The 25,542-nt window shown below is 44.3% G+C and carries 22 protein-coding genes; 15 read left to right on the forward strand and 7 right to left on the reverse strand.

From position 1 onward, the window contains the following. The first annotated feature begins 301 nt into the window (after nucleotides 1–301). From LEP1GSC061_RS11380 to LEP1GSC061_RS11390, 3 genes are all read left to right on the forward strand, one after another. The gene (locus LEP1GSC061_RS11380) at nucleotides 302–1,183 is read left to right on the forward strand and encodes a patatin-like phospholipase family protein (protein WP_016545443.1); all 882 of its coding nucleotides are present in this window, start codon (nucleotides 302–304) and stop codon (nucleotides 1,181–1,183) included. Between the two features lie 6 nt (nucleotides 1,184–1,189). Continuing rightward, a complete protein-coding gene (locus tag LEP1GSC061_RS11385; protein ID WP_016545710.1) occupies nucleotides 1,190–3,091 on the forward strand; it encodes a glycoside hydrolase family 5 protein in 1,902 nt (633 codons plus the stop codon). A gap of 151 nt (nucleotides 3,092–3,242) precedes the next feature. Further along, complete coding sequence (locus LEP1GSC061_RS11390; protein ID WP_016545459.1) at nucleotides 3,243–3,521, forward strand: TIGR04454 family lipoprotein; 279 nt, start codon at nucleotides 3,243–3,245, stop codon at nucleotides 3,519–3,521. An 81-nt stretch (nucleotides 3,522–3,602) separates the two neighbouring features. Here LEP1GSC061_RS11390 and LEP1GSC061_RS21910 read toward each other — a convergent pair whose 3' ends face one another. Next, entirely contained in the window at nucleotides 3,603–3,914 is a 312-nt protein-coding gene (locus tag LEP1GSC061_RS21910; RefSeq protein WP_016545497.1) for a hypothetical protein, read from the reverse strand. A gap of 462 nt (nucleotides 3,915–4,376) precedes the next feature. On the opposite strand from LEP1GSC061_RS21910, the gene LEP1GSC061_RS11400 reads away from it, so the two are divergent. The 10 genes from LEP1GSC061_RS11400 to metH all read left to right on the forward strand — a co-directional run bounded on the left by LEP1GSC061_RS11400 (nucleotide 4,377) and on the right by metH (nucleotide 15,867). Continuing rightward, entirely contained in the window at nucleotides 4,377–4,904 is a 528-nt protein-coding gene (locus tag LEP1GSC061_RS11400; protein WP_016545753.1) for an RNA polymerase sigma factor, read from the forward strand. 46 nt (nucleotides 4,905–4,950) lie between these two features. After that, nucleotides 4,951–5,973 carry a FecR domain-containing protein gene (locus LEP1GSC061_RS11405; RefSeq protein ID WP_016545441.1) on the forward strand — a complete coding sequence of 341 codons (1,023 nt, stop codon included), beginning with the start codon at nucleotides 4,951–4,953 and terminating at the stop codon, nucleotides 5,971–5,973. Nucleotides 5,974–6,036: 63 nt separating this feature from the next. After that, entirely contained in the window at nucleotides 6,037–6,600 is a 564-nt protein-coding gene (locus LEP1GSC061_RS11410; RefSeq protein ID WP_016545482.1) for a hypothetical protein, read from the forward strand. A gap of 193 nt (nucleotides 6,601–6,793) precedes the next feature. Continuing rightward, on the forward strand, nucleotides 6,794–7,801 hold the full coding sequence (locus LEP1GSC061_RS11415) for a DNA-methyltransferase (RefSeq protein WP_052006541.1): 1,008 nt from the start codon (nucleotides 6,794–6,796) through the stop codon (nucleotides 7,799–7,801). Nucleotides 7,802–7,896: 95 nt separating this feature from the next. Further along, complete coding sequence (locus tag LEP1GSC061_RS11420; protein WP_016545714.1) at nucleotides 7,897–8,631, forward strand: FecR domain-containing protein; 735 nt, start codon at nucleotides 7,897–7,899, stop codon at nucleotides 8,629–8,631. 173 nt (nucleotides 8,632–8,804) lie between these two features. Beyond that, nucleotides 8,805–9,347, forward strand: coding sequence for a DUF1564 family protein (locus tag LEP1GSC061_RS22135; RefSeq protein WP_040508570.1), 543 nt, complete (start codon nucleotides 8,805–8,807; stop codon nucleotides 9,345–9,347). 168 nt (nucleotides 9,348–9,515) lie between these two features. Beyond that, entirely contained in the window at nucleotides 9,516–10,493 is a 978-nt protein-coding gene (locus tag LEP1GSC061_RS11430) for an ArsR/SmtB family transcription factor (protein WP_052006542.1), read from the forward strand. After that, on the forward strand, nucleotides 10,493–11,806 hold the full coding sequence (gene ahcY / locus LEP1GSC061_RS11435) for an adenosylhomocysteinase (protein WP_016545627.1): 1,314 nt from the start codon (nucleotides 10,493–10,495) through the stop codon (nucleotides 11,804–11,806). The genes LEP1GSC061_RS11430 and ahcY overlap by 1 nt, the downstream gene beginning before the upstream one ends. Nucleotides 11,807–11,836: 30 nt before the next feature. Beyond that, a complete protein-coding gene (locus LEP1GSC061_RS11440) occupies nucleotides 11,837–12,136 on the forward strand; it encodes a DUF362 domain-containing protein (RefSeq protein WP_040508571.1) in 300 nt (99 codons plus the stop codon). After that, complete coding sequence (metH, locus tag LEP1GSC061_RS11445) at nucleotides 12,133–15,867, forward strand: methionine synthase (RefSeq protein ID WP_016545448.1); 3,735 nt, start codon at nucleotides 12,133–12,135, stop codon at nucleotides 15,865–15,867. Before LEP1GSC061_RS11440 ends, metH begins: the two co-directional genes overlap by 4 nt. Nucleotides 15,868–16,278: 411 nt before the next feature. Here metH and LEP1GSC061_RS11455 read toward each other — a convergent pair whose 3' ends face one another. Then, entirely contained in the window at nucleotides 16,279–16,905 is a 627-nt protein-coding gene (locus LEP1GSC061_RS11455) for a DUF3157 family protein (protein WP_016545759.1), read from the reverse strand. Between the two features lie 98 nt (nucleotides 16,906–17,003). Beyond that, on the reverse strand, nucleotides 17,004–18,041 hold the full coding sequence (locus LEP1GSC061_RS11460) for an LIC_20087 family outer membrane protein (protein WP_040508636.1): 1,038 nt from the start codon (nucleotides 18,039–18,041) through the stop codon (nucleotides 17,004–17,006). A 125-nt stretch (nucleotides 18,042–18,166) separates the two neighbouring features. Here LEP1GSC061_RS11460 and LEP1GSC061_RS11465 point away from each other — a divergent pair, with 125 nt between their 5' ends. Beyond that, nucleotides 18,167–19,477, forward strand: coding sequence for an ATP-dependent 6-phosphofructokinase (locus LEP1GSC061_RS11465; protein ID WP_016545473.1), 1,311 nt, complete (start codon nucleotides 18,167–18,169; stop codon nucleotides 19,475–19,477). On the opposite strand, the gene LEP1GSC061_RS11470 is transcribed toward LEP1GSC061_RS11465, so the two are convergent. Together LEP1GSC061_RS11470 and argB are read right to left on the reverse strand one after the other, a co-directional pair. Further along, nucleotides 19,474–21,222: a GAF domain-containing SpoIIE family protein phosphatase gene (locus tag LEP1GSC061_RS11470; RefSeq protein WP_040508637.1), complete on the reverse strand. Its 1,749-nt coding sequence runs from the start codon at nucleotides 21,220–21,222 to the stop codon at nucleotides 19,474–19,476. The two genes, LEP1GSC061_RS11465 and LEP1GSC061_RS11470, sit on opposite strands and share 4 nt — an antisense overlap. 186 nt (nucleotides 21,223–21,408) lie before the next feature. Continuing rightward, nucleotides 21,409–22,281 carry an acetylglutamate kinase gene (gene argB, locus LEP1GSC061_RS11475; RefSeq protein WP_016545462.1) on the reverse strand — a complete coding sequence of 291 codons (873 nt, stop codon included), beginning with the start codon at nucleotides 22,279–22,281 and terminating at the stop codon, nucleotides 21,409–21,411. Nucleotides 22,282–22,367: 86 nt separating this feature from the next. Here argB and LEP1GSC061_RS11480 point away from each other — a divergent pair, with 86 nt between their 5' ends. After that, nucleotides 22,368–23,132 (forward strand): SDR family NAD(P)-dependent oxidoreductase, encoded by a 765-nt coding sequence (locus LEP1GSC061_RS11480; RefSeq protein ID WP_016545478.1) that lies wholly within the window; start codon nucleotides 22,368–22,370, stop codon nucleotides 23,130–23,132. On the opposite strand, the gene LEP1GSC061_RS11485 is transcribed toward LEP1GSC061_RS11480, so the two are convergent. Together LEP1GSC061_RS11485 and LEP1GSC061_RS11490 are read right to left on the reverse strand one after the other, a co-directional pair. Beyond that, nucleotides 23,119–24,897, reverse strand: coding sequence for a M61 family metallopeptidase (locus LEP1GSC061_RS11485; protein ID WP_016545723.1), 1,779 nt, complete (start codon nucleotides 24,895–24,897; stop codon nucleotides 23,119–23,121). The two genes, LEP1GSC061_RS11480 and LEP1GSC061_RS11485, sit on opposite strands and share 14 nt — an antisense overlap. Nucleotides 24,898–24,900: 3 nt before the next feature. Continuing rightward, nucleotides 24,901–25,380 carry a peroxiredoxin gene (locus tag LEP1GSC061_RS11490; RefSeq protein ID WP_016545524.1) on the reverse strand — a complete coding sequence of 160 codons (480 nt, stop codon included), beginning with the start codon at nucleotides 25,378–25,380 and terminating at the stop codon, nucleotides 24,901–24,903. Nucleotides 25,381–25,542: the final 162 nt, after the last annotated feature.

Consider the following 25,542-nt stretch of genomic DNA (forward strand, 5'->3'; position numbering starts at 1 on the left):
CAGAAGGTTTTAGTTTCTCTCTTTTGTGATCCGAGCTTTCTATTTTGTAGAAGGTACTACGGACTTTTCCCTTTGATACTATTCCTTTAAGTTACCGGTTCCGTTTTGTAGTACCTTCTACGGAGACAATGCCTTCCCCTATAGGATTCCCCAACTTTCTTTCTCGTATCTTCTCCGCTATCATTCCTCGATTCGTAGTACCTTCTACGCCCCTTAAGCTATCAGAATGCTCTTTCCTAATATTAGGTCTTGAAATTTGTCTGCAAGACCCAAGACTGACTCGAACACAGGTTCCGGGATCATGAAACGAGCATTAATATTATCCGGGGGAGGCGCTAGGGGCGCTTATCATGCCGGGGTTTTGAAGTATTTGGAGGAAATCCGCTTTAAACCGGATATTGTCTGCGGGACCTCTGTAGGAGCTATTACCGCTTCCGCCTTAGGCTGCGGAATGGATGCGGCCAGGATTGTCCAGCTTTGGAAGTCTATAGAGGTCCAGAAGGTCATGAAATATTCCATCTGGAACGATTTTCTGGACCTGGTCTTCCGACGATTTTCCCCTTTGGCGGATACGACTCCATTAAAATATTTGCTCTATTCTCAATTAGATTTCCGTAATCTTCGCAAGAATCCCATGGAAGTAATCATCACCGCAGTGAATATTCTGACTGCGGAACTTGTATTTTTCGGGAATAAGGACATAGACATAGAGCACGTAATGGCTTCATCCGCTATTCCTCTTATCTTTCCCTGGCAATATGTGGACGGAAAACCTCATTGGGATGGGGGAGTTATGGCCAATGTCCCCATTCTTCCGGCAGTAGAAAGAGGTGCCAAGGAAATCGTTGTAGTCTTATTATCTCCGGTCGGAGGAGTGAATATGGGTTTGCCTAGGAGTAGAAGGGAAGGTTTAGAAAGGGTATTTGAGCTATCCTTAATAGGATCTTTCCAAACGATCATGGCCAATCTCCAATACCAGAAAAAGAAAAAAGAGAAAAAGGGATTCTCTAAGTCTTTGTTATCCTTCTCGGAGAAAGAAAAACCCGATTTCAAGATTCGCGTAATCGGTCCTCGGACATCTTTGGGTTTCAGTAGCATTCTGAATTTCTCCCAGGTCCAAGCGGACTATTTGATTAGTCGGGGATATGAGGACGCAAAAGTGCAATTTGGAGAGGATGAGTAATCGAATATGCTGGAGTTAAGACCTCAAAATGGGCAATTCGTGGATTCGGAAGGTTACGTTCTTCAACTGAGAGGAGTGAACCTTTCCGGAAGCTCTAAGCTTCCATTCAAACCGGATGGAACCACTCATTTCGACCAGTCCTTGTCCTTTCACGATCATAGAAAGGTTTCCTTTGTAGGAAGACCCTTGGAGGAAAAGGAAGCCGGAGAGCACTACGATCGATTGAGAAAGTGGGGATTCAACTTCTTAAGATTCCTAGTCACTTGGGAGGCCGTGGAACATCTGGGTCCGGGGAAATACGATCTAGCGTATCTGGATTATGTGGAGAGAATGGTGAGCCTTGCCGAAAAGAAGGGTTTCTATGTATTTATAGATCCTCACCAAGATGTTTGGTCTAGATTTACCGGAGGGGATGGGGCTCCGGGTTGGACTCTGGAAGAGATAGGTATGGATATTTCGTCCATTAAGGATTCTGAAACCGCTATCGTGCATCATTATCAGGGAAGGGATTATAGAAGAATGTCCTGGCCCTTGAATTATCAAAAATACGCCTGCGCCACCATGTTTACGCTTTTCTTCGGAGGAAGAACGTTCGCACCTAAGATGAATATACAAGGGAAGAATGTGGAAACCTTTCTTCAAGACCATTATATAGAAGCGATGTGTAAAATTGCGAAGAAGGTCTCGAAATATAAGAATGTGATTGGCTTCGATTCCTTGAACGAGCCTTCTCCCGGATGGATCGGAAAGAAGAATTTAGGAGAATTCTCGGGCCTCGGGTTCGGAAGGGTAATCTCGACATCTCCCTTCCAGGAAATGTTTCTCTCGGAGGGGAGAACGGTAAATGCGAGCATTTCCTATATGCTCGGTTTCTCGGGAGTCAGCTTCGGTAAAAAGCGTTTGAATACCAAAGGGGTCTCGCTCTGGCAGCCGGGCAAATCCTGCGTATGGAGACAACATGGCGTTTGGGATTACGATCCGAACGGAGCCCCTATGTTATTGAGGCCGGACTATTTCCGGAAATATAGGGGAAGACCTGTGGATTTCTACCCGGAATATATGCTTCCTTTTATCAAAAAATTCAAGAGTAAGATTCAAGGAGTTCAGAAGAAATTCTCCATATTTATAGAATCGGATCCGGGCGATCTGAATTTGGAATGGAAGGAAAAGCCCAAGCAGGGAGAAGGCCAGGTAATCAATGCGACTCACTGGTACGACGTCTCCGTTTTACTTTTGAAAAGATACATCTCCTGGTTCGGAGTGCATATTTTCAAGCAGGTCCCAATATTCGGAAAAGAGAATGTAGTTAAGGCCTACGAAGACACCATTAGGATGATCAAGGATGTTTCCGTAAAAAAAATGGGGAACAGTCCGACGGTGATCGGGGAGACTGGAATACCTATGGATATGAATGGACGCTTGGCCTATAAGACCAAACACTACGGTCATTTGGAAGACGCGCTTCATCGGATTATTTCGGCCATAGAAAAACATTTCGTTCATTATACCCTTTGGAATTATACTCCCGATCATACTCACAGTTTGGGGGATAGATGGAATGAAGAGGACCTTTCCTTATATTCCATCGATACTCCTAAAAGCGTAGACGAAGACGGAGGTAGGGCCGTAAGAGCCTTTTCGCGTCCGTATCCGATCCGAACGAAAGGTAATCCGGAAGCGATTAGTTTCGATATGGAGAAGTCCTTGTTCAAATATTCCTTCCAGAAGGAAGGAGACGAAATACCGGTCGTAGAGATATTTTTACCCGACATTCATTATAAAAACGGGTTCGAGGTACTTGTGAATGCGGGGAAATGGGGGTTTGATTCGAAGAAAAGAATTCTCACCTTCAAGGGGGAAAAGTCCGTTTCTTATTATGGGATCACTATTTTCCCGATAAAAAAATAACTTTTCTATAGAATGGGAATCCTTAAAATGGCGAGGTCGTAGACCCGGATCATGTTCTTTATTCGGGATCTTTCGATCGCAATGAATTTCAGATGAGAATGAATTGCGATTGTTACGATTAAAAAACGATTCTCGTAGAGGTGACTACAAAATGAAAAAAACGTATTCTTTAATCCTTGCGATTCTTCTCCTTTCTTTGGCCATATCCTGCGGCGGAGCGAAAGTGAGCCAGGCGGAATGCGAACCGGTTGTAGGCGATCTGATCAAAAATCTGACCGCCACTCAGACTCCGGATCAGCTGGAGAAATTCCAAGCAGTTCAGGCACAGATGACGACCCAATTGCTAAAAGAGTGTATGACGGGAAAATACGATCTAACCTGTTTAAGATCCGCAAAAACCATCACCGCTCTAGGTACTTGCAAAAAGTAAGCCTCTTTATATATAATTCGGGCCGATCGAGATTCATTGCATTGGTCGGCTCGAAAAATTCTTCTGAAACCCATCCTCTTTCTATTCGTTGATCAGAAAGAAACTCCTTTCTTCGCTATAACAGCCATGTTCTCTATATTGTCCGCTCGGGAAAAAGTGGATCCTTTGAGCGTATCGGAATCCGGATTCTACACATCGAAGGCAAATATCCCAACGGATTGCCCAATCACATTCTTCTTTTCTGAATGCCGGTAAAACTCGGAGCAAGGGTTTCACGGTCGGAGATTCTCCCGGAAAAGCGGATTCAGGAGAGGAGAATAGGGGAGAATGCAGTGAGAGTGTAAGAGCTACTACAAAGTATGCTGCATTAAGATAGAAGATTCTTAGAATCATCGGGCTTCTTCAAAATTCTCCTCCTAATTCCTATCGGCCTCCTATTCCTTCCTCTGAATCACTCAAGATAAATTATGTCTCTAAGAGTCCCAAAATCCCGACAGAGATATGGGAATAGGATTGTAGTACCTTCTTCTCATTTTTGAAAAATCTCTGATATCCCGAAGAGTTTGGAGGTTAGAGGAGGATTGTTAAGGCTTTATCAACCACTTGGGAATTTTGGTGAGAAGGAAGTGGATCTCTAAGAAACAAGCTCTTTTCAGGATTCCAGACAACGGCTCTTCCTTTTCGGTCCGGCAAATTTTATCTAAAATCCCTCCTTTTGTGTAAAAAGCTCCCGCTTAAGATGTTAATCCAAACGAAGCCCAAGAAAAGAACCAGGCGAGGGTAAGAATAAAGTAGAGATGGCTTAGAAGACGGAAATTACTTGAAATTCACCTTTCAAGTTGGAATCTTAGTGCGATGGCATCCCGAAAAGACTTTATGGAAACCCTCTATCGGGAATCCAGCGGGAGAATTTTTGATTTCTTATATAAATATACCGGAAATCCAGAGGTTGCCTCCGACCTAATGCAGGACACATTCTTAAATTTCTTTAAGAAGTATTCCGATTCCGATCTAAATAAAGAACAGGCCCTCAAATTACTCTATACGATAGCTCGAAATCGATCTATCAACCACGCTAAGAAATTTTCTACGGTCCGAGAATCCGGAACGGAGGATATGGGAACCTTCAAGGAGGAACGCCAAACTTTCGTGAGAAAAACGGAATTATCGGACCTTGAATCTAGACTCCTGGGCTGTCTGGGGGATCTGGAGGAAAGCGAGAGGTACGCATTAGTTTTAAAGAATATAGAAAATTATACGTTAGCAGATATAGCGGAAGTCATGGGAGTTTCCGTTGCAACGGCTTCCCGGCTAGTCGTCAAGGCCACGGGAAAATTGCTGGAGATCGCAAAGAGCCGTCAGATACTCCCGAACGAGTATTGAGAGAATTCAAAAGGGTTTATAATAGAGAAAGGGCATTGTCGGGGAAATGGAAGAGAATTTCGAACAGAAAATAGAAAGGGCATTGAACGGAGAGAAGAATGAATACAGTTCTTCCCTTCAATCTCTTTCACATTTGCTTTCCAAGCCTTTGACGCATTCTTCGGAGTTTGAATCCTTTGAAACAATCTATCAAAAGGCAAGCCGTCCAACAATACTTACTTTGTCTAAACCCGCATTTTACGGACTTTCTGCGGCTGCGGTCCTATTCATCGGTTTTGTATCCTTCTACACTCTCCAAAAAAGACAACCAGCGAATTCCCCGGAATCAGGGATAGAAATCACGAAAATATTCGGAAAAGGTTATTTGTTATCCAACGAGGAGAAGTTACTCTCTTTGAACGAAGGGGAGACCGTCGGTCTCGGTCAGATTCTCCGAACGGACAAAGATTCCCGATTATTCTTAAACGTTTCCAAAGGCGAGGCGATCGCCATGGAAGGAGAGACCGAATTGGAGATATTAAAGGATTCCAAGCAGTCTTTCCGCCTTCGAAGAGGAGGGATTCTCGTTCATCTTCATAAAAATTTGAAGAAGGAAGAATTCAGGATCTTCACGGCTGTAGGAACCGTCGAGGTTCGGGGTACTAAATTCGAAGTTCGAGAAAGAGATGGAGAAGATACTGTCGTAGCCGTTCTGGAGGGTCGAGTGGCGACTAAGGGGCTTCATGAATCGGATCGGGGTGAGCAAGTTATAGAGCCTGGGCAAAAAATCAGAATGGAATCGAAGGGATTCCAACGCTCTTTTTTGACTTCTTCAGAGCTCGGGGATCTAAACCAAAAGTTTAAGGGAATTCAGGTAGATGAGATTCCTAGAAATACCGAAAAATCCTTCGATAATAAGGAAGATTTATATCGGGAATACCAGAGATTCGAGAAGGTCGTGCTTGCCAGCGGAGAAAGCTATGAGGGGGTGATCGTAGACATGGACGAAAAATTTATGTATCTACAAACTCTAAAAAACGAAATAAAAATTCCTAGAGATTCGGTTTTGGAGGTGATTCAACTACGCTGAAAAAGAAATATTTTTGACATACTGGGAATTTGCGAGGATGCTACCAGAGAAGGTCAATTCCCAATGTCTGAAGTAACGCCTAGTCCCTCTTCAAAACCCCCTCGCTATAAAAGGCATCTCGCTAATTATCTAATCGATAAAGACTTTCAATTAAGATTCTTTTTAAACTTTTCTTTGTTGTTCATCTTCGGATTATTACTTACCCTCGGCTTTTTGTTCTGGATTCATTCCACGAAATACGACAAGGGAGTAGTTTTCCGGCTCAGGCAGGATACGGTTAAGTTCTATCAAAAGGGCTTTGAAATGGTCAATGGGGAGGAAAAGGAGAAATTCGTGGAGAAGGAATTCGCTCTCCCCGATTACGATCACGGATTGGATCTGTTTACGATCCAGTTTCGAGGTATTCTACTCTTCTCTCTTCTGTATCTATTATTATCCGCCGCCTTCGTCTTGATATATTCTCATAAGATGGCGGGCCCTATATATAATATAAAAAAGAATCTTCGACTTTTGTTAGACGGTAAAGATGTAGAAAAGATACGAATCCGAAGCGGGGATGAGTTCCAAGACCTTGCCAATCTGTTAAACGAATTGATCGAAAAGAAAATCCACGGTAAAGGAAGCTGAGTTTTAAATACGAAATGACCTAAGACTTTTTGTTTTAGAAAGGTTCGGTCTTTCCGATTTATACGTTCTGCTTACGAAAAAATAAATGCCTGATTCCGTTTCTCTTCTTCAAGCCGAAAGCGAGAAAGAACGAGTGAAAGAACTTCTAGTTCCCGAAACATCCCATATCCTTTTTAATTCCGATTCTAGGCAAATGAGCGAGATTCCGGACCAAACTGTGGACCTCGTTTTAACTTCGCCCCCGTACCCTATGGTGGAAATGTGGGATGATTTGTTCCAAGCTTGGGATTCCAATATTTCGGATAGTTTATCCGAAGCCGATGGGGATTCCGCATTTGAATACATGCATCTTCAGCTCGATAAAGTTTGGACCGAGTGTTATCGTGTTTTGAAAGAGGGGGGAATCCTTCTAATCAATATCGGAGATGCTACAAGGAGCATAGGCGGAGAATTTCGTCTTTATTCCAATCATTCTAGAATCTTGCAAACATGCAGAAAGCTAGGGTTTAACACTCTGCCAGATATTCTCTGGAGGAAGCAAACCAATTCTCCCACTAAGTTTATGGGATCGGGTATGTTCCCGGTAGGCGCTTACGTAACTTACGAGCATGAATATATTTTGATATTTCGTAAGGGGGGCTTACGAAAATTCTCGAAAAAGGAAGTCGAGATTCGTAGAAATAGCGCTTTCTTCTGGGAAGAGAGGAATAGGTGGTTTTCCGATGTCTGGGAGATTAAAGGGGAGAGGCAGATTTTCAAGGATGTAGGAGCTTCTCGAGAAAGAAGCGCTGCGTTCCCTTTGGAATTCGCTTATCGGCTCATTAATATGTTTTCCATTAAAGGGGATATGGTATTGGACCCGTTTTTGGGAACAGGTACTACGTCTCTGGCAGCCGTTTTAGGGTGTAGAAGTAGTATTGGCTTCGATATCGATCGAGGAATACTGGATATCGCGCGTAAAAGGCTTCTAGGAGTTGAAGAAATAGGGGCTAAATTAATAGAAAATCGCCTACAAGACCATTTTGAATTTATTTTAGAGCGTAACCGGATTGGAAAGCCTCCTGGGCATTTAAACAGGGCCTATAATATTCCCGTTATTACCTCTCAGGAGAGAAGCTTGAGTTTCGAATTAGTGTCGGAAGTTCAAGAGGCTGCTGAGCTGTCAGTAAATGCCAAATATAGCCATTATGAAATAAAGTAATGGAAATTACTAGATTCATCCGGAATATCTTAATGCTTCGCTTGTAGTATCTTCTGCAAATATTGCAGTCGTTGGCGTTAAAATGGAGGATTTCAATGCATCGTAGGTTTTACCAAAAATTACTCATCTTGATATTCGTTGCTTATTCCTCTCCGATAGCAGTTGCAGCGGCTGAAGAAGTCGCCATTGTTCTATTCGTTGTAGGAGAAGCGATCGGGTTGCAAGATGGAAAGAAAATTCCGCTGAAAAAAAGCCAAGTATTGAAGACTCAAGATGAAATAGAAACCAAGGATGGGAAGGTCGACGTGCAAATAGGCGCATCGGCTGTAATTCGTGTAGTACCTTTTACAAAGGTAAAGCTAATAGAGTTATTTTCAGATAACAAAGCAAACAAATCTAGGATTCAGTTAGTATCAGGAAAGATTTTCGCAAGAGTCGATAAAGGAACAAAAAAGGAGGATTTTTCAGTAGTCTCTCCTACATACTCTGCGGGAGTTCGAGGTACTCAATTTGCAATTGGTGATGAAAATAATGGCAAACGATCTGAAAATCCTGAACACGAGGATTCGGATATTCCTAACGGTGTTTTCGTGAAGGAGGGAGAGGTCGGAGTTACTACGGATAATGGTGATAATGTTCCGGTCAAAGCCAATGAAGAAGTAGTTTTATCTCCTGAAGGTCTATTAAAGCAGCCTCTTGAAGAATTTATGCTACAAAAGATGAAAATTTTAGACGGTTTTAAAAAGATTAGCGAAGAAAATTACAAGATGCTCAAGGACCAAAAGTTAAAAAATGAAGAACTCTTGAACAAAGCTAAGCAGGATTTATAAACTCTAAATTAGTAGTTAATACAACAATACCTTCAATCGAAGTCCTGCAGATCTTTGTTTCGAAATTAGGTAGTACCTTCTTCTAATCGCCCATAATCGTTTTCTTCCAAAAAAATCAAAAAACTATCTTTTTTTGCGCCCAGAAATGAGTCTCGAGGAACCGATTCCTATCGATGGAAACAACGGTTATTCGCAAACAAACGATCAACAGCCAAGTAGTAATAAGAAAGCATCACGCTCCTTCAAGTGTCTTGATTCCTTTCGTCTTATGGGATAAAATTTCAGCTTCTAATCGATGGGAACTCCCTCGGTATCTTTCAATCTTATGCGATAGATATCGCTTATTATTTCAATCTACCGGTTATCTCGGAAGAAACCCGCTCAGAATCACTTTCCAGGAAGCGGGGCAATCGTTGGTAAGACGTAGCTATCGTCCTTATGAGCGCAGTTACCAGGAGCTCAAAAGTTTGTCTTTAACGCACGGAGTTTCCATTAATTACCTAATCGCTCTTATGCTCTATTGGGAAGATTTGGGGATCGCTCGGCGGATAATAAGACAATTTTGGAAAGGGGCGAAGATTCCAAATCTGAGTGAATTAAGCTTTCAACGGGTTTTGGATATTAAGGGAAATTATATAAGGTTATCTTCTCTCTCCTTGCCAGGTAGATTTATATTGAATTCGGCCCAAGGATTTCCCAAATGGGAGCCTTCTTAGCTATTTTTTTATGACATAATCAGGCCACTCCGGGCACTTTTTTGTATTGCGGATATCAAGATATCTTGATATCCTGGTTACGCAATGGTCTACCATGAGAATGCATTATCGGATGTGTCTCTAACTTCCAAGATAAAGGAAGGAGACGGGCCATTTGAATTAGATCCTATCGGTACTCGATATCTTCCAGGGAGTCTTTCTTCGGATAAGTCCATCTTATCGGCCTTGAAGGCTCTTTCCGACGAGACTCGGATCCGAGTTCTTCGAATTCTCTCGATTGCTCCGTTGAATGTTCAGGAGATTACGGAAGTTTTAGATATGGGGCAATCTCGTATCTCTCGTCATTTGAAGATACTTACTGATGCCGGATTTTTAGTTTCTCAGAGAGAGGGTTCTTGGGTTTATTACCGTCCTAAGAATGCTCAGGATTCATATGATTTTTCTTTAGAGCTTAACTCTCTTCTCTTAAGATTTGAGAAGAGCCTACCATATTCAGAGCAAGACTTTTATAAGACGAAAGGAATCTTAAAGCAGAGAGATCTTAAGACTTCTCAGTATTTTGATGAAGTGGCAAAGAATTGGGAAAGTATCCAAAGAGACGTTCTCGATCCGATTTTATACAGAAATAAGATTTTAGATCGTTTGCCGGAATTTTCAGGTAGGATCTCTGACTTAGGTTGCGGCCCCGGAGGGTTGATTCCTTATCTACTTACAAAATCTAAGGAAGTTTTAGGGATAGATTCCTCGGAAGAAATGTTGAAAGAAGCGAGGAATTCTTTTCTAAACAATCCGCAAGTTAGCTTTCTGGAAGCGGATTTAGATGCATTACCTAATTCTCTTCGTAATAGTTCGGATGCGGTAGTAGCTTCTATGGTTCTCCACCATCTTTCTAATCCTGCAAAAGTAATGCGAGAGATTAACGGTATACTCCGAGATAACGGCACTTTTATCATTGTAGATTTGAAGAAGCATACTCAGGAGTTTATGAGGGATAATTTTGCCGATCTATGGCTTGGGTTTGAACCGGAATTATTAACGGATTGGTTAAATCATACCGGATTTTCTATCGAGTCCATCGAAGAAATAGAATCTCATCAGCATTTTAAAGTACTAATTATTAAAGCTAAGAAAAGAGGAGGACTGTAATGTCCACTATACTACAAGAAAAGGGTTTAAAATATAAGGTTAAAGACATTAGCCTCGCTGACTGGGGACGCGAAGAGATCATTCTGGCGGAAAAAGAAATGCCGGGGCTCATGTCTTTAAGAAAGGAATATAAGGGGAAACAACCCCTGAAAGGCGCTCGTATTGCCGGCTCCTTACACATGACTATCCAGACAGCGGTTTTGATCGAAACCCTTACTGAGCTGGGTGCGGAAGTGCGTTGGTCATCCTGTAATATCTTCTCCACTCAAGATCACGCAGCCGCCGCAATTGCTAAAACCGGCGTTCCTGTCTTTGCCTGGAAAGGCGAAACCGAGGAAGAATATTGGTGGTGTGTCGAGCAGACTCTTTTCTTCGATGGAGGGAAAGGGCCAAATATGATTCTGGACGACGGTGGAGACCTCACTATGTACGTTCATGAGAAGTATCCTCAATTGCTTTCCGAAATCAAAGGGGTTTCCGAAGAAACTACTACGGGAGTGAAAGGGTTAGAGAAGCTTCTCAAAAAAGGTGAACTCAAACTTCCCGCAATCAATGTTAACGATTCCGTTACCAAATCCAAATTCGATAACCTTTATGGTTGTAGAGAATCTCTTGCAGACGGAATTAAGCGCGCAACTGACGTAATGCTGGCGGGAAAAGTGGCATTGGTATGTGGTTACGGAGACGTGGGTAAGGGTTCTGCAGCTTCCCTGCGTAATTTCGGAGCCCGAGTTATCGTGACCGAGATCGATCCTATTTGCGCACTCCAAGCTGTCATGGAAGGTTACCAAGTCCTAAGAGTCGAGGATGCCATCGAATTCGTTGATATTGTAGTAACTGCGACAGGAAACGACGATATTATCACCCTTGAGAATATGAAGGCAATGAAGGATGGATCCATTCTTTGCAATATCGGGCATTTCGATACTGAAATCCAGATGTCTAGACTCAACTCTGAAAAGGGTGTAGTGAAGAAGGAGATTAAGCCTCAGGTCGATAAGTATACCTTTCCGAACGGTCGTTCCATTATCGTTCTGGCAGAAGGCCGTCTTGTGAACCTGGGTTGTGCGACCGGTCACCCTTCCTTTGTGATGTCTTGTTCCTTTACCAACCAGGTGCTTGCTCAGATCGAATTGTGGAACAATAAGTATGAGATCGGAGTTTATAGACTTCCTAAGGTTCTGGATGAGAAGGTCGCTGCTCTGCATTTAGAGCAATTGGGAGTTCGACTCACTAAATTGAACGCTAAACAGGCCGAATACATCGGAGTTCCGGTCGATGGACCGTTCAAGCCGGAGCATTATCGCTACTGATAATCTCCCATAATAAGGATAAAATAGGCTGTGGCATACGTAGTTACTGAACCTTGCGTAGGGTGTAAGATAACCTACTGTGCCGCAGTCTGTCCCGTAGAGGCCTTTCGGGAAGCAAAGGACTATGTCCTAATCGATCCCGATATCTGCATTCATTGTAACGATTGCCTACGGGAATGTCCGGTGAACGCAATCTTCCCGGAAGACGAAGTCCCTGTAGAATGGAAAAATTGGATCAGTATCAACGCAATCGAGTCGAAGGTACTACCGGTTATAAACGATTTGAAGGCTCCTTTATTGAAGGAGCGGTGTAATATTAAGAAATTATGAGAAAGAACTTCCCTTCATATACCAACCCTAAGGCATCCGAGCTATTAAAGCTTCTGGAAAATAGAATCTTAGTTCTAGACGGGGCCATGGGAACCATGATCCAGAGATATGGATTGACTGAGGATGATTTTCGAAATGAAAAATTGAAGTCACATTCTTCTCCTTTAAAGGGGAATAACGACTTATTGGTAATGACCAGGCCGGAGATCATCGAAGAAATCCATTTAAAATTCCTGGAAGCAGGGGCAAATATACTCGAAACGAATACGTTCAGTTCGAACCGGATTTCTCAGGCGGATTATAATGCGGAAGAATATGTAGATGAGATGAATCGTAAAGCGGTTCGAGTAGCTCGATCCGCCATGGAGAAATTTTCTCAGAAAAAACCCGATCAGCCTCTGTTTCTTGCGGGTTCCATAGGACCTACTACGAGAACCGCCTCCTTATCTCCGGATGTGAACAACCCGGCGTTCCGAGCCGTAACTTTCGATCAACTTGTGGACGCATTCTACGAACAGGTAAGAGCATTAGTAGAAGAAGGAGTGGATCTTCTTCTCTCCGAAACGAATATCGATACTTTAAACCTAAAGGCCGTCATAGTAGCAATTGAAAATGTCTTTCATGATTTGAAAGTTAGGATTCCTGTATCCCTTTCCGTAACGATTACCGATGCCTCCGGTCGAACCTTGTCGGGCCAAACGATCGAAGCATTCTATAATTCCATCTATCATGCAAATCCTTTGTCGGTCGGAATCAACTGCGCTCTTGGAGCCGGGGAAATGAGGCCTTATATAGAGGAACTCTCCAAAATATCGGAATGCTACATTAGCTGCTATCCCAATGCAGGACTCCCGAATGCTTTCGGAGGATATGATCAGACTCCCGAAGAATTCGGAAACTTCATCGATGATTTCTCCGCTCAAGGTTGGTTGAATATTGCGGGAGGATGTTGTGGAACGACTCCGGAGCATATAGCAAAGGCCGCGAAGGCTATCGTGAACAGGAAACCTAGATCGATTCCTACTCTGAAGGAAAAGACGAAGCTTTCGGGATTGGAACCTCTGAATGTGGATGAGAATACCGGGTTCGTTCTGATCGGAGAGAGGACTAACGTAACCGGATCTCCTAGGTTCAAGAAATTGATTTTAGAGGGGAATTTCGAAGAAGCTGTCTCCGTAGCTCTACAACAAGTAGAGGCGGGAGCGAACGTAATCGATATCAATTTCGACGAGGCCCTTTTGGATGGGGAAGAATCCATGAGGCATTTCTTGAACCTGATCGCGGTTGAGCCGGACATTGCGAAGGTCCCCTTCATGGTCGACAGTTCCAAATGGTCCGTATTGGAAGCCGGCTTGAAATGTATTCAGGGAAAGCCCATCGTAAATTCCATATCTTTAAAGGAAGGAGAGGAGAAATTTCTAGAACACGCCAGGTTAGTAAAGATGTACGGAGCTGCCGTTATCGTAATGGCCTTCGACGAGCAAGGACAGGCCGCTACTAAGGATGAGAAGGTAAGAATCTGCGTTAGGGCATATAAGCTACTCGTAGAGAAGGCGGGATTCTCTCCTTACGATATTATTTTCGATCCGAACATTCTAACCGTGGGAACCGGGATAGAAGAGCATAATAATTATGCGGTAGATTTTATAGAGGCGATTAAAGAGATTAAGGCTCAGTGCCCCGGTGCAAAGATCAGCGGCGGTTTGAGTAATATTTCCTTCTCATTCCGAGGAAATAATCCGGTGAGAGAGGCAATGCACTCCGCATTCCTGTATCATGCGATCCGTGCGGGCATGGATATGGCGATCGTCAATGCGGGCATGTTGGCCGTGTATGAAGAGATTCCTAAGGAGCTACTGGAGAGGGTAGAGGACGTTCTTTTGAATCGGAGGCCGGATTCTACGGAGAGATTGATAGAATTCGCGGAATCCTTTAAGGCGGACGGAAAGGTCGAGAAGAAGGAAGAGGCTTGGAGAGACGGGAGCGTAGAGGAAAGATTAGAATACGCTTTGGTGAAAGGAATCGTAGAATACATAGATCAGGATACGGAGGAGGCGAGATTGAAGTATGATCGTCCTCTATCCGTTATAGAAGGTCCTCTCATGGATGGAATGAGGGTCGTGGGAGATTTGTTCGGCTCCGGAAAGATGTTCCTGCCTCAGGTAGTAAAAAGCGCGAGGGTTATGAAAAAATCCGTAGCGTATCTTCTTCCCTTCATGGAAGAAGAGAATAAAAAATTAGCGCAAGCCTCATCGAAGCAAAAGTTCCTAATCGCAACCGTGAAAGGAGACGTTCATGATATCGGTAAGAATATCGTCGGCGTCGTTTTAGCCTGCAATAACTACGAGGTCATCGATTTAGGTGTCATGGTTCCTACGGAAAAGATTCTGGAGGAAGCGAAGAAGCAGAAAGTGGATATAATCGGCCTTTCAGGTCTCATTACTCCTTCTTTGGACGAGATGGTGCATGTCGCTTCCGAGATGCAACGAAACGGATTCGATATCCCGCTTCTGATCGGAGGAGCTACTACAAGTTCGGCTCATACTTCCGTGAAGATCGCCGAAAAATACACTCATCCGGTCGTCCATGTTCTGGATGCGTCTAGGGTAGTGAACGTGGTCGGGCAACTTCTGAACCCTTCCTTGAAAGAGGATTATGTAAGGCAGATCCGAGAGGATCAAAAAACCCAAAGAGAGATTTATTTCAATACTCGAAGCGATCGTAAGTTAGTATCGATAGAAGAGGCAAGAGAGAATAAATACGTTACGGACTGGAATGTAGTTAAAGTTAAGAAGCCTAACTTCTTGGGCGTTAGAGTTTTCGATGAAGAGATTTCCTTAGAGGAATTGGTTCCTTATATAGATTGGTCTCCATTCTTTCAAGCTTGGGAATTAAAGGGAAGGTTTCCTTCTATCTTGGAGAGCGAAACTTACGGGAAGCAAGCTAAAGAGCTTTATAAAGATGCGCAGAAGCTCTTAGAAGATATTATTCGGCACAAGAGATACAGAACGAAGGGAGTGATCGGTATCTTCCCCGCAAATAGCGTGGGAGATGATATAGAAGTCTACGAAGACGAGAGTCGGGCAAAAGTAAAAACCGTTTTCCATACTCTGAGGCAGCAAATCAGTAAGGAAGAGAAGGGAGAGCCTAATTATTGTTTGGCCGATTATATCGCTCCAAAAGATTTGGGAATCGCCGATTACATAGGCGGATTTGCGGTTACTTCGGGGCATGGGGTAGAGGAATTTGCTTCCCAATTCGATAAGAATTTGGACGATTACAATTCCATCATGTCTAAGGCGATCGGAGACAGATTGGCCGAAGCTTTTGCGGAATATATGCACTTGAAAGTTCGTAAGGAATTATGGGGATACGAGAGTGGGGAAAATCTTTCCTTAGAGGAATTGATTCGGGAGAAATATAAGGGAATTCGTCCTGCGGCCGGATATCCTGCGAGTCCGGACCATACGGAAAAACGAACTCTTTTTGATCTGTTAGATGTGGAAAAGAATACCGGAATCACTTTGACCGAACATTTTGCGATGTGGCCCGCTAGCTCCGTGAGCGGTTTGTATTTCGCACATCCGGAATCCAAGTATTTCGCTGTTGCCAAAATCAATCGCGACCAAGTCCAGGATTATGCAGATAGAAAAGGGATTCCGGTTTCCGAAGCCGAAAAATGGTTATCTCCGAATTTATCTTATGACCCCCAAGAGGCAGTTAAAGTCTAAAGATTATATGGGGTATTTTGTAGAAGGTACTACATTCTCTATTCATGATTCACACTCAAAATATGAATCGTTGGTAAATCCGGGGGAAGAATTTGAATTTCACCCCTGGTTGGCCTCGAGAATTAGAGATAGAATAGGAATGCCTGATTCTATACTGAGATTGCAGGAAATCAGTTGTGATGAAGTCTCCTGTCCGGTAACAGAAACAAGAGTGGAGGTTTTGAGAGGGCAAACTCTTGAACCTTTATACTTGTTCCGATTTGGAAGAAGAAAGGAACAGATTAGTAAGCTCGACTTCCAGCTTTCTTTCGAACGTCAGAAAAAATTATCCTAATTCGGAACGCCAATTACAAACTGATTCGCTGTTTCCCTGACCCTTGTACAGGAGAAATCCGTAGAAGGTACTACAAATCAGTTTAAGACCAATCCGGAAATGAGTTTTTCGAAGTTCTCCCTTTCTTTCTCAAATTGGTTCTCCAATGTGAATGTGGAGAATTGAATGGAACCTTTTGGGTTACTCGTGATAAAGGAATGGAATATGAGGGTTAACCCCCTGGTTTGAGCCCGGTAGGTTACTAATTTTCCCGGGGTCCCGTTCACTACTATATCCTCTAATTGCATGATCCTTGCGTCCGGATCGGTCTTATTCACGCTGAATAGAAGTAAATTAGGGAATGCTTCAAGTGGAATTTCGATTCCATCAAAGAGGACCATTGCATTTCCACTTTTCGCAATATTGATAAAATGAAATTCGGATACTTCATTTGCTTCTTTCGAGAGAGCCCATTGTTCCGGATTATAAAATATCTTGTATAACCCGGATTTATTACTCACAGATGCTACCATATCCTTCGTCTTAGTCAGAGTTCTCGTAGGAGTGACTACATTCTTCCCGGATTGCGCCTTACCCTCCTCCGCGTAATGCCATGTAAAATCATCCTTAAGAATGACCTTTCTACCGGCTTTCGTAAAGACCTCTTCCGCAAAAACGGAAAGAAGAGGAGTAGAGAAGAGTATAATTGTAAGTATTTTTTTCATTCGGGACCCTCCGGTCCATAAAGTGCTTTTACAGAGATCTGAGATGGAAGAGAGCGTGTTCTGGAAAGTGTAGAAGGTACTACACCCTTCTCAGACAACTATTTCGGCAAATTAGGAGAACTTTCCGAAAAACGGTATTTTACGCCTAACATACCCTGTACTTCAGGAGTGAGAAGACCGTCCGTATTCGGAAAAGGCTGGTGGAGGGGGAGTCTTACTAGACCTTCGAAACTAAGATTTCGGGTCGAAATCGAAAATCCGGGATTCACGTAGTATTCGTATCCCTGTTGCCACCCTCGAAACGCAGGAGGAGCTTCTACAGCCAAGAGGCTTTTGTCGTTGAAGCGTTTGATTCCGGATAATTGCAGGAAAAAATCCATTTTATTTACGCTACTTGCGCTGGAGAGAAGCGAGTAACTGAATCCGATAGAGGATTTCGCAGATTCCGGAATAGCCAATCCGACCGTGTTTCCCGTCATTCTCCAGCCCAGATCCATTTGGACTCCGGCTCTTCCGACTAAATAACCGAGTAGAAGATTTCCCGCCTGATTATCCATTCCTCGGGAGAAATTCTGATTCACCCCTGGAAGGCTGACGACTGTACTACGGACGTCGGTCAACCCGTCATAGGCCCTTCTCTCCGTACTAGCTCCTACATACGCTTCGTCGTTTTTGGAATCTTTCGTCGATTGGCTCATCGCGAGGGCCATCACGAAAATTTCTTCCCTCCCCAATGCGGGGTATAAGGAGAAGAATTCCCTTCTCTGCAAAGAAATCTTGGGAGAGGCCGGCAGCCTGGTATTCAGTCCCGGAATCGAATCAAGGATCCTATTCTCTTCCGGATAATAATCGTTGAATACTTTCATCTCATAAGGATGTTTGAACGCGAAAGCTGAGAAGAATGGAATGGGAGACTTCATTTCTTCCTGATTTTTTTCGGACTCCGAGACCGAATAAGAACGCTTTTCTCGATCGGAAAATACGCCGAAGGAATCCCAACGGAAACCAGAGGAATTTTCCGCATAAATCACGGAAAGACTTGCGATAAAGCCCAGGATGGCTAGACCGGAACGACGAAAAGTTTTGCGAGTCCGCTTCTTTCGTGTGGGAGAGAGGGTAGATCTGTGAGTAGACATACTTTTTTCCTTCTCCATCCTTCCGATTATTGATATATGACGGAATAATCTAGTTTGCCAATGAAAAATCCTTATGATTCTTCGAAAAATATCCTCTTCAATTTCCGATCCCAAGGGAGATTCGCATGAAAACGCAAATTAAGAATTTTGGAATCCCTAAGATCGATAGTCCCGCCTCTTACGAATATTACACTCCCGACCAGTCCAAGGTTATCTTTCGAACCGTCTTCGAGAATGACGAAGGCCTGGGTCAGTACCTGGATTCCGGGGTCGACTTTTTCGAACAGGCAGGCCCCCGTCAAAAAATCTATTTCGATCCCAAAGAAGTGACCGCGGGGATTGTCACTTGTGGGGGACTTTGCCCGGGCATCAACGATGTGATTCGCGGAATCGTAATGGAGTTATATTACAGATACGGGGTCAAGAGAATCCTGGGTTTCCCTTACGGCTACCAAGGTCTCGTGAAAAAATACGATCACAAGCCGGTAGAATTGACTCCGGAGAATGTGGCCCATATCGGTAGGGACGGAGGTACCATTCTCGCTTCTTCTAGAGGCAATCAGTCGGCTTCTGACATGGTGGACCGACTCTCCTTATACGGTGTCAAAATGCTTTTCTGTATCGGAGGAGACGGAACTCTTCGGGGCGCCAAGGAAATCGTTAAGGAGATCGAAAGAAGGGGAGAAGAAATTTCCATCATCGGCATCCCCAAAACCATAGATAACGATATCAACTATGTCCAAAAGACTTTCGGATTTTCCACCGCATTCTCCAAGGCCATGGAAGCCGTAGCTTGTGCTCACGTAGAAGCAAAGGGCGCTCCTTACGGTATCGGGGTCGTAAAATTGATGGGCCGCCATTCCGGCTTTATCGCCGTAAACGCTGCCCTTGCTTCTCATGACGTGAATTATTGCCTCATCCCCGAAGTGGATTTCGATTTGGAAGGTAAGGGATCCTTTTTGGACGTTCTCAAACAACGTATGCTCAAACGAAAGCACGCGGTTATCATCGTCGCAGAAGGCGCCGGTCAAAAATTCTTCGGTAAAAACGAAGAAAGGGACGCATCCGGAAATCTGAGACTAGGAGATATAGGAGTATTTTTGAAGAATTCGATCGTGGACTTCTTCAAAAAGGAAAAACTCGACGTCAATTTGAAGTACATCGATCCGAGTTATATTATCCGCTCCGTTCCCGCAAACCCGGAAGATTCTATCTTTTGCGGATTCTTAGCTCAAAACGCGGTTCACGCCGCCATGGCCGGCAAAACGGATATGGTGATCGGTATTTGGAATAACGTCTTTACCCATCTCCCTATCGATATTGCCATCCAAGAAAGGAAGGTTCTGCAACCTACGAAAAGTACGCTATGGAGAACTCTTTTGGCGTCTACCGGGCAGCCTCCTTACATGACTGCTTCGGATAATCCTGAGAATTAATTTAGACGGACAAGAACGAGAGTATAATCGTCGTGGGGATCCGCTTCTCCTCGGAAGGCGTCGGTGGTGTCTATGATCAGATCCTTCAGATTCTCCACCGGCATATCCCCGTTTCTTTCTATCAGCTTGGCCAGATTTTCCAAGGAATACATCTCTCCGGCTTCGTTCGTTGTTTCGCTGACTCCGTCGGTATAAAGCACCAATAGATCTCCGGGACTATACTCCACCTCGTGTTCCTCTATTTCGGATTCCTTGATCCCGAGAGGCATTCCTTTTCCGGAAAGCAATACGACTTTCTTATCCTTCACCTTATACAATAGCTGCTCGTTATGACCCGCGCTGGAGTATCGGATTCTTTTCTTCAGCATATTGATCCGGATCAGCATGACCGTTACGAACATGAAGTATCCGGACTTTTCTTGGATAATGCGATTCGCTCCCATCAAACTGATACTAGTGGAGGAATTTCGAGCAACTTCCCCTGATATAATCGTCTTGGAGAATTCCATAAACAGCGCCGCGGAGATACCTTTACCCGATACGTCCGCGATCAGAATACTCACTTCGTCCGGATTATGATAGATTAGATCGTAAAAATCCCCCCCAATTTCCTTGGAGGCGGTGTATGCGGTCTCGATTTCGAGAAGATGCATCTTCTTCGGAATATTCGGAAGAGAGTTGAGCTGGATCTGAGAGGCGATCTGCATATCCCTTCTGATTGAGGTCAGCTTTTCCTTTTGGTTCTTAGCGAGTAGACTATTATAAGCTTCAGCGATCTGGTTCGAGATGGTGCTTAAAATGGATAGATCCTGTTGGGAGAAGCTATCTCCCCCCGTTTTATCCGCCGCGCTTACGATTCCGATGATGGTTCCGTCTTGTCGGATCGGAACGGAAACAAAGGAACGAGTCTTATATCTTTGGGGAGTCAGAAGATCCGGACTGACATCGTCTCCACCTTGCACGAGCATAGGCTTCCCTTTGGAAAGAATCTCGCTTAATATTCCCCTGGATTCGTCCACCAAATGGCTTTCCTCTTCCAGGCTGAATCCCACCGATTTGGAGAGCTCGAAAGATTTGGTCCTAGGATTTTGGAAAATCAAGGAAACCCTTTCCGCCCCTAGAACGTCCGAGATGGAATTTACGGTCAGGTTTAGGAATTGATCCATCTCGCTGATATTCGATATCGCTTGACTGATCTGGTAAAGGCAGTCCAATTCTCTGGCTCGATCCTTGAGATCCTTGATAAGTCTTCTATTCCGGATTGCGATAGCGGCCAGATCGGAAAGATATTCTAATATTTTAATATCTTTATTCGTAAATTCCGGTCTTTCTTTGGAATTTACCGCTTCTAGGACTCCCTGGATTTCTCCTTGAGTCTTCATGGGAACGCAGATTAGGTTTCGGGTGGTAAAGCCGACAGCATCGTCGATGTTTCTGTAGATTCTAGGATCGTTTGCAGCGTCGTTTACGATCACCGGTTCCAGACTTTCCAGAACCATTCCCGCGATCCCTTTACCTCTCGGAACCCTTAATTCGGTTAAGGATTCCCCCTTATCTCCCTTTGCGACCTGGAACACCAGGCAGTCCTCTTCCTTATCGTAAAGAAGAAGGGAACAGCCTTCCGTATTTAGTACATCCTTTGTAGTCTCTATAATGATGCCTAGAAGTTCCTCTAGATTGTCCGTGGAATTGATTCTCGCGGTGATGTCGGAAATCAGTGTTAGGGAGAGCTGCTTAAAACTCATGTCTGGCGTTTTCTTCTTTTTTATAGTCTGGTTCATCCCCGGAGATCCGAATCGGATCGGGGGTTGATTTTCCGGAGCTCGGCCCTCTCCTCCGGGATCCGTGGTCGACGGTTCTCGGACGATTTTGAAATCGGAGGGCTAATTCCAGCCTAATTTGTACGCTTGTCAAGGAGATTCGAATTTTCCCTATTCGATCAAGGATCCTATTCCTTGGTCCGTAAATATTTCGATTAGAATGGAATGCGGAACCCGTCCGTCGATGATGTGAGTCCTTCGGACGCCTTGGTCTATGGCGGACAAACAACATTCGACTTTCGGAATCATTCCCCCGGTGATATCGCCTTTACGGATATAATCTTTTACTAAAGCCCGATTCAATCCTGTGACCAGCTTTCCGTCGATCAAGATCCCACTCGTGTCCGTAAGTAGGATCAATTTTTCGGCTTTGAGGGCACCGGCCAATTCTCCCGCAAAAGTGTCGGCATTGATATTCAGAGATTCTCCTTGTGCGGACTCGGCAACCGGAGAAATCACCGGTATAAAACCTTTTTCCTGCAAGGATAGAATCACCGTAGGATCTATCTTATCGATTTTTCCTACCAGTCCCACGTCCACGAATTCGGAGCTCTTACCTTCTATATCCACTTCTATCTTGGTCTTGGAGGCCAGGGCCAGGTTTCCGTCCTTGCCGGAAAGCCCTACTGCGTTTCCGCCTTCCGCATTGATCATGGATACGATCTGCTTATTTACCTTTCCGGTCAGTACCATCTCCACCACATCCATGGTTTCCGAGTTCGTGACTCGATGCCCGTGTACGAATTCGGTGGGAATATTGAGAGTGTCCAGAAGCCGATTGATTTCCGGTCCGCCTCCGTGTACGATGATTGGATGGATTCCTACGTATTTTAAGAGGACGATATCTTTCGCAAAGGATTCCTTCAGGTCGGCCTTTGCCATCGCGGCCCCGCCGTATTTGATGACGACGGTTTTACCCGAGTATTTGGTGATGTAGGGAAGGGCCTCAAGAATATGATTGACCCTTTCGAACGATTGTTCCATACCAAACAGAGAAATCGTAAGCCTCTTGTCTGTCGATTCGGAAATCCGTCTCTCGCCTCAAGCTCTCGGCTTTAAATAATAATGTAATGAATTCTTCAAAGCCTCCGGAAAAACCCGGAACCATCATCGTAACCGGGGGCAGTGGGGGCCTCGGCAGGGCCCTAGTTTCCGTCTTGGGTGATTCCGATTTCGAAGTGTTAAATTGGGATCTAAACTTACCTTCTTCTCCGCATCCTAAGGAAACTTTTTCGAAAGTGGATTTAAGCTCTCCCGAAGAAGTGGATCAGGCCTGCGGGATTTTAAAATCGAATCTTTTATCTACTTCTTCACCGGATAAGCGACCTCTTTTAGGATTCGTTCATTGCGCGGGGTACGGAGGACCTTACCATAAGATCACGGAAGTATCCCTCCAGGAATGGGAGAGAATATTCTCCATAAACCTGAGATCCGCTTTTCAGATCACGAAGTCCATTCTTCCCGTACTTGCGGAAAGAAGATACGGAAGATTGGTTTATATAGCCTCTTCCTTATCCGTGCAAGGCAGCGGTTTATCGGTGGCTTATTCCTCTTCCAAGCACGGTCTTATAGGATTCATGAAATCCATCGCTTCCGAGTGGGGCCATCTGGGTATCACGAGTAATGCCGTGAGTCCCGGTTATATGGAAACCAAAATGGGAATCCAAGAGGACCAAGTCGACGATCATCGTAGGAAGATTCTGGACATGACTCCTACGAGGACCATCGCAGATCCGATGGAAATTGCGAGAGTGGTTCGGTTATTGGTTTCTTCCGAATCCGGATACGTCAACGGCGCCAATTGGGCAGTGGACGGAGGAATCACTGCGGTTTAGATTTACCTTTTTTCTTTACCGCCGGTTTATATTCCGTCTTGGGTTCCTTATTCGGGAACAGGAATTTTTCCCTTAAAAAGATCTCGTTCTTATCCGCTTTTTCATCCAGCCATAACTCGTTTTGAGAAGGTGTCTTGTCGAATTTGATCTTTCGTTTGACGATGGTGCCTCTTCTCGCAAGTAGAAGTTCCGCCTTTCCTCCCACCGAATAATAATTTAATAAATCTTTAAAGTTTCCCGGTAGAACCCTACGGTTATCGATGGAAATCCATTCGTCGCCCACATTGATATCCGAGTCCCGGATATTCTTATTCAGTAATACCTTATTTACCAGCAATCTGCCTTTTTCTTCCTTCACTCTAAATCCCGGATCGCTTTTAGGAGAGGAATTCGTTCTTCGGACTCCGATCTTATGCAGGTATTTTTCCACCGGGATTCTCTGGGGTTCGGAAAGGTATCTCTCGAACTCCAATTTCAGATCGAAGCCCGTGGCCTTCTTCGCGGCTTGAAAAAATTCGGTCTTAGTGAAGCCTCTTTTCTTTTCCAGGTGGAAATTCTTGTACAACGCCTTCATCACGTCGACCAGGGATTTTTCTCCCTTGGATTCGGAAAGAAGGAATAAATCCATGGAAAGGGCAAGAATCGCTCCCTTTGTGTAATAGGAAATTCCGGTATTGGAAAAATTCGGATCTTGGGGACGGTTATAATATTTGGTCCAAGCGGTGAAACTGGAATCCTCCAGACTCATCCAGGACTCTCCTTCCGATTCTTCCAATTCTAGGATGTCTTTCCAGATCTTGTTTAGATATTGTTGCGGAGAATAGACTTCGCAGATAAGAAGAAAATAAGCGTCGAAAAAACTCGTGATCCCTTCAGCGATCCATAACTCCTTTGTGAGATTCGGTTTCTGATAATCGAAAGGGCCTAAAGCGATGGGCCGAATTCTCTTTACATTCCAGTGATGGAAGTATTCGTGAGAAAGCAATTCCATTAGGGTTCTATAATTTTCCGGATTTGTGAAACCGTAAGGATCGAACTGGTTGATGCTGGAATTCGAATGTTCCAATCCCCCGTATAGATTCTCGGTCATATCCAGCACGAAAAGGTAATACGCATTTTCCGTGCCGCCCATGGTTCGGATTTGGGTCGAGACGATCTTTTCCAAATCCGTCGCGATCTTCTTTTTATCCGAGGAACCGACTTCTCCCAAAACGACTAGATCGAATTTGCAACCCTCGGTATCGAAAGAGAGGGCCTTTTCGTCCGTAAGAAGAATAGGAGAATCGAAAAGCTCGTCTAAATTTCTAGCCTTCCAAGTGTTCTTGGAAGAATCCTTTTTCTCAAGTCCGGTATGGCAATAGTGAAACCCGCCGAGGTTTTTCCAGGAGATCTCGATTTCTCCCATTCTTTGGTCTTTAGGATAAAGGAAAGTAGCGGGAGGATGGAGAAGAATAAACTCACTCGTGAAATAATTCGTACGAACGGTATGTTCGAATCCGAAAACCAGATAGGAAATTCGGAAAGTCTCTCCTTTAGAATGGACCTTCCAGGTATCCAGATCGATCTGTTCCAGAGTCCAACCCGGCTTAGGTTGTATAAGAGAGACTTGGTGGATGGATTTGGAGTAATCCCGGATTTTATAAGAACCGGGAGACCAATTCGGAATACAGACTAAGGTTTCCTGCTTGGTCGGGCGAACTTCCATTTCCACCCGGATGTAATGTTGGTGAGGTTTATAAGGATCGAGTACGAATCTAACAGTCACGCCTTAGGCACCGGCCTCTTTCAGGATGGCTTCCAAAGTTTCCGCAACCGTTTTAGTGGGATCCACTTTTCTCCAGACTTTTCGGATGGTCCCGTCGGGGCTCACCAAAAAACTATCTCGGGAAAGTCCCTTAAAGACTCGTCCCTGCCATTCCTGGTCTCCGAAAACGCCTAACGGTCCGCTTAGGGATTGCTTAGGGTCCGAGAGTAGAGGGAAGCTAAGATTGAATTTATCTATGAACTTTTTATGGCTATCCAAAGAATCGGAACTGATCCCGAAGACTTTGGCTCCCGCTTTTTGAAACTGATCCAGATTGTCCCGATACGAACAGGCTTGCTTCGTGCAGCCGGGGGTATCGTCTTTCGGATAAAAATATAATAGAGTCCAAGAGCCGAGGGAGTCCTTCGGTAGCTGGACTGTTTTTCCTTCGGAACTCTCCAGGTTAACTTCCGGGAGTTTCCTCCCTTCCCAAACGTCAGACATACAAGTCCTCCTACATTTCGCTCAGGATAGTTCTATCCTAAATCGTTTTCGGGAAAAGGAAAAAATCCGGGAAAACACTTGAAATCTTAAGGTTTTTCTCATCCAATAGAGTGTTCTCTTCTTGGAGAACGTATTTTCGAAACAAATATCCGATTTCGACAG

Source organism: Leptospira wolffii serovar Khorat str. Khorat-H2 (genome assembly GCF_000306115.2).
GTDB classification, from domain to species: Bacteria; Spirochaetota; Leptospiria; order Leptospirales; family Leptospiraceae; genus Leptospira_B; species Leptospira_B wolffii.

What these genes read in the sequence shown, in the direction of transcription:
- LEP1GSC061_RS22135 (WP_040508570.1), top strand. Translation starts at nt 8,805, where the DNA reads ATGGAAACAACGGTTATTCGCAAACAAACGATCAACAGCCAAGTAGTA.
- LEP1GSC061_RS21910 (WP_016545497.1), bottom strand. Translation starts at nt 3,914, where the DNA reads ATGATTCTAAGAATCTTCTATCTTAATGCAGCATACTTTGTAGTAGCT.
- LEP1GSC061_RS11400 (WP_016545753.1), top strand. Translation starts at nt 4,377, where the DNA reads ATGGCATCCCGAAAAGACTTTATGGAAACCCTCTATCGGGAATCCAGC.
- LEP1GSC061_RS11455 (WP_016545759.1), bottom strand. Translation starts at nt 16,905, where the DNA reads ATGAAAAAAATACTTACAATTATACTCTTCTCTACTCCTCTTCTTTCC.
- ahcY (WP_016545627.1), top strand. Translation starts at nt 10,493, where the DNA reads ATGTCCACTATACTACAAGAAAAGGGTTTAAAATATAAGGTTAAAGAC.
- LEP1GSC061_RS11410 (WP_016545482.1), top strand. Translation starts at nt 6,037, where the DNA reads ATGTCTGAAGTAACGCCTAGTCCCTCTTCAAAACCCCCTCGCTATAAA.
- LEP1GSC061_RS11385 (WP_016545710.1), top strand. Translation starts at nt 1,190, where the DNA reads ATGCTGGAGTTAAGACCTCAAAATGGGCAATTCGTGGATTCGGAAGGT.
- LEP1GSC061_RS11480 (WP_016545478.1), top strand. Translation starts at nt 22,368, where the DNA reads ATGAATTCTTCAAAGCCTCCGGAAAAACCCGGAACCATCATCGTAACC.
- LEP1GSC061_RS11420 (WP_016545714.1), top strand. Translation starts at nt 7,897, where the DNA reads ATGCATCGTAGGTTTTACCAAAAATTACTCATCTTGATATTCGTTGCT.
- metH (WP_016545448.1), top strand. Translation starts at nt 12,133, where the DNA reads ATGAGAAAGAACTTCCCTTCATATACCAACCCTAAGGCATCCGAGCTA.
- LEP1GSC061_RS11490 (WP_016545524.1), bottom strand. Translation starts at nt 25,380, where the DNA reads ATGTCTGACGTTTGGGAAGGGAGGAAACTCCCGGAAGTTAACCTGGAG.
- LEP1GSC061_RS11405 (WP_016545441.1), top strand. Translation starts at nt 4,951, where the DNA reads ATGGAAGAGAATTTCGAACAGAAAATAGAAAGGGCATTGAACGGAGAG.
- LEP1GSC061_RS11460 (WP_040508636.1), bottom strand. Translation starts at nt 18,041, where the DNA reads ATGTCTACTCACAGATCTACCCTCTCTCCCACACGAAAGAAGCGGACT.
- LEP1GSC061_RS11390 (WP_016545459.1), top strand. Translation starts at nt 3,243, where the DNA reads ATGAAAAAAACGTATTCTTTAATCCTTGCGATTCTTCTCCTTTCTTTG.
- LEP1GSC061_RS11380 (WP_016545443.1), top strand. Translation starts at nt 302, where the DNA reads ATGAAACGAGCATTAATATTATCCGGGGGAGGCGCTAGGGGCGCTTAT.
- LEP1GSC061_RS11415 (WP_052006541.1), top strand. Translation starts at nt 6,794, where the DNA reads ATGAGCGAGATTCCGGACCAAACTGTGGACCTCGTTTTAACTTCGCCC.
- LEP1GSC061_RS11465 (WP_016545473.1), top strand. Translation starts at nt 18,167, where the DNA reads ATGAAAACGCAAATTAAGAATTTTGGAATCCCTAAGATCGATAGTCCC.
- LEP1GSC061_RS11470 (WP_040508637.1), bottom strand. Translation starts at nt 21,222, where the DNA reads ATGAGTTTTAAGCAGCTCTCCCTAACACTGATTTCCGACATCACCGCG.
- argB (WP_016545462.1), bottom strand. Translation starts at nt 22,281, where the DNA reads ATGGAACAATCGTTCGAAAGGGTCAATCATATTCTTGAGGCCCTTCCC.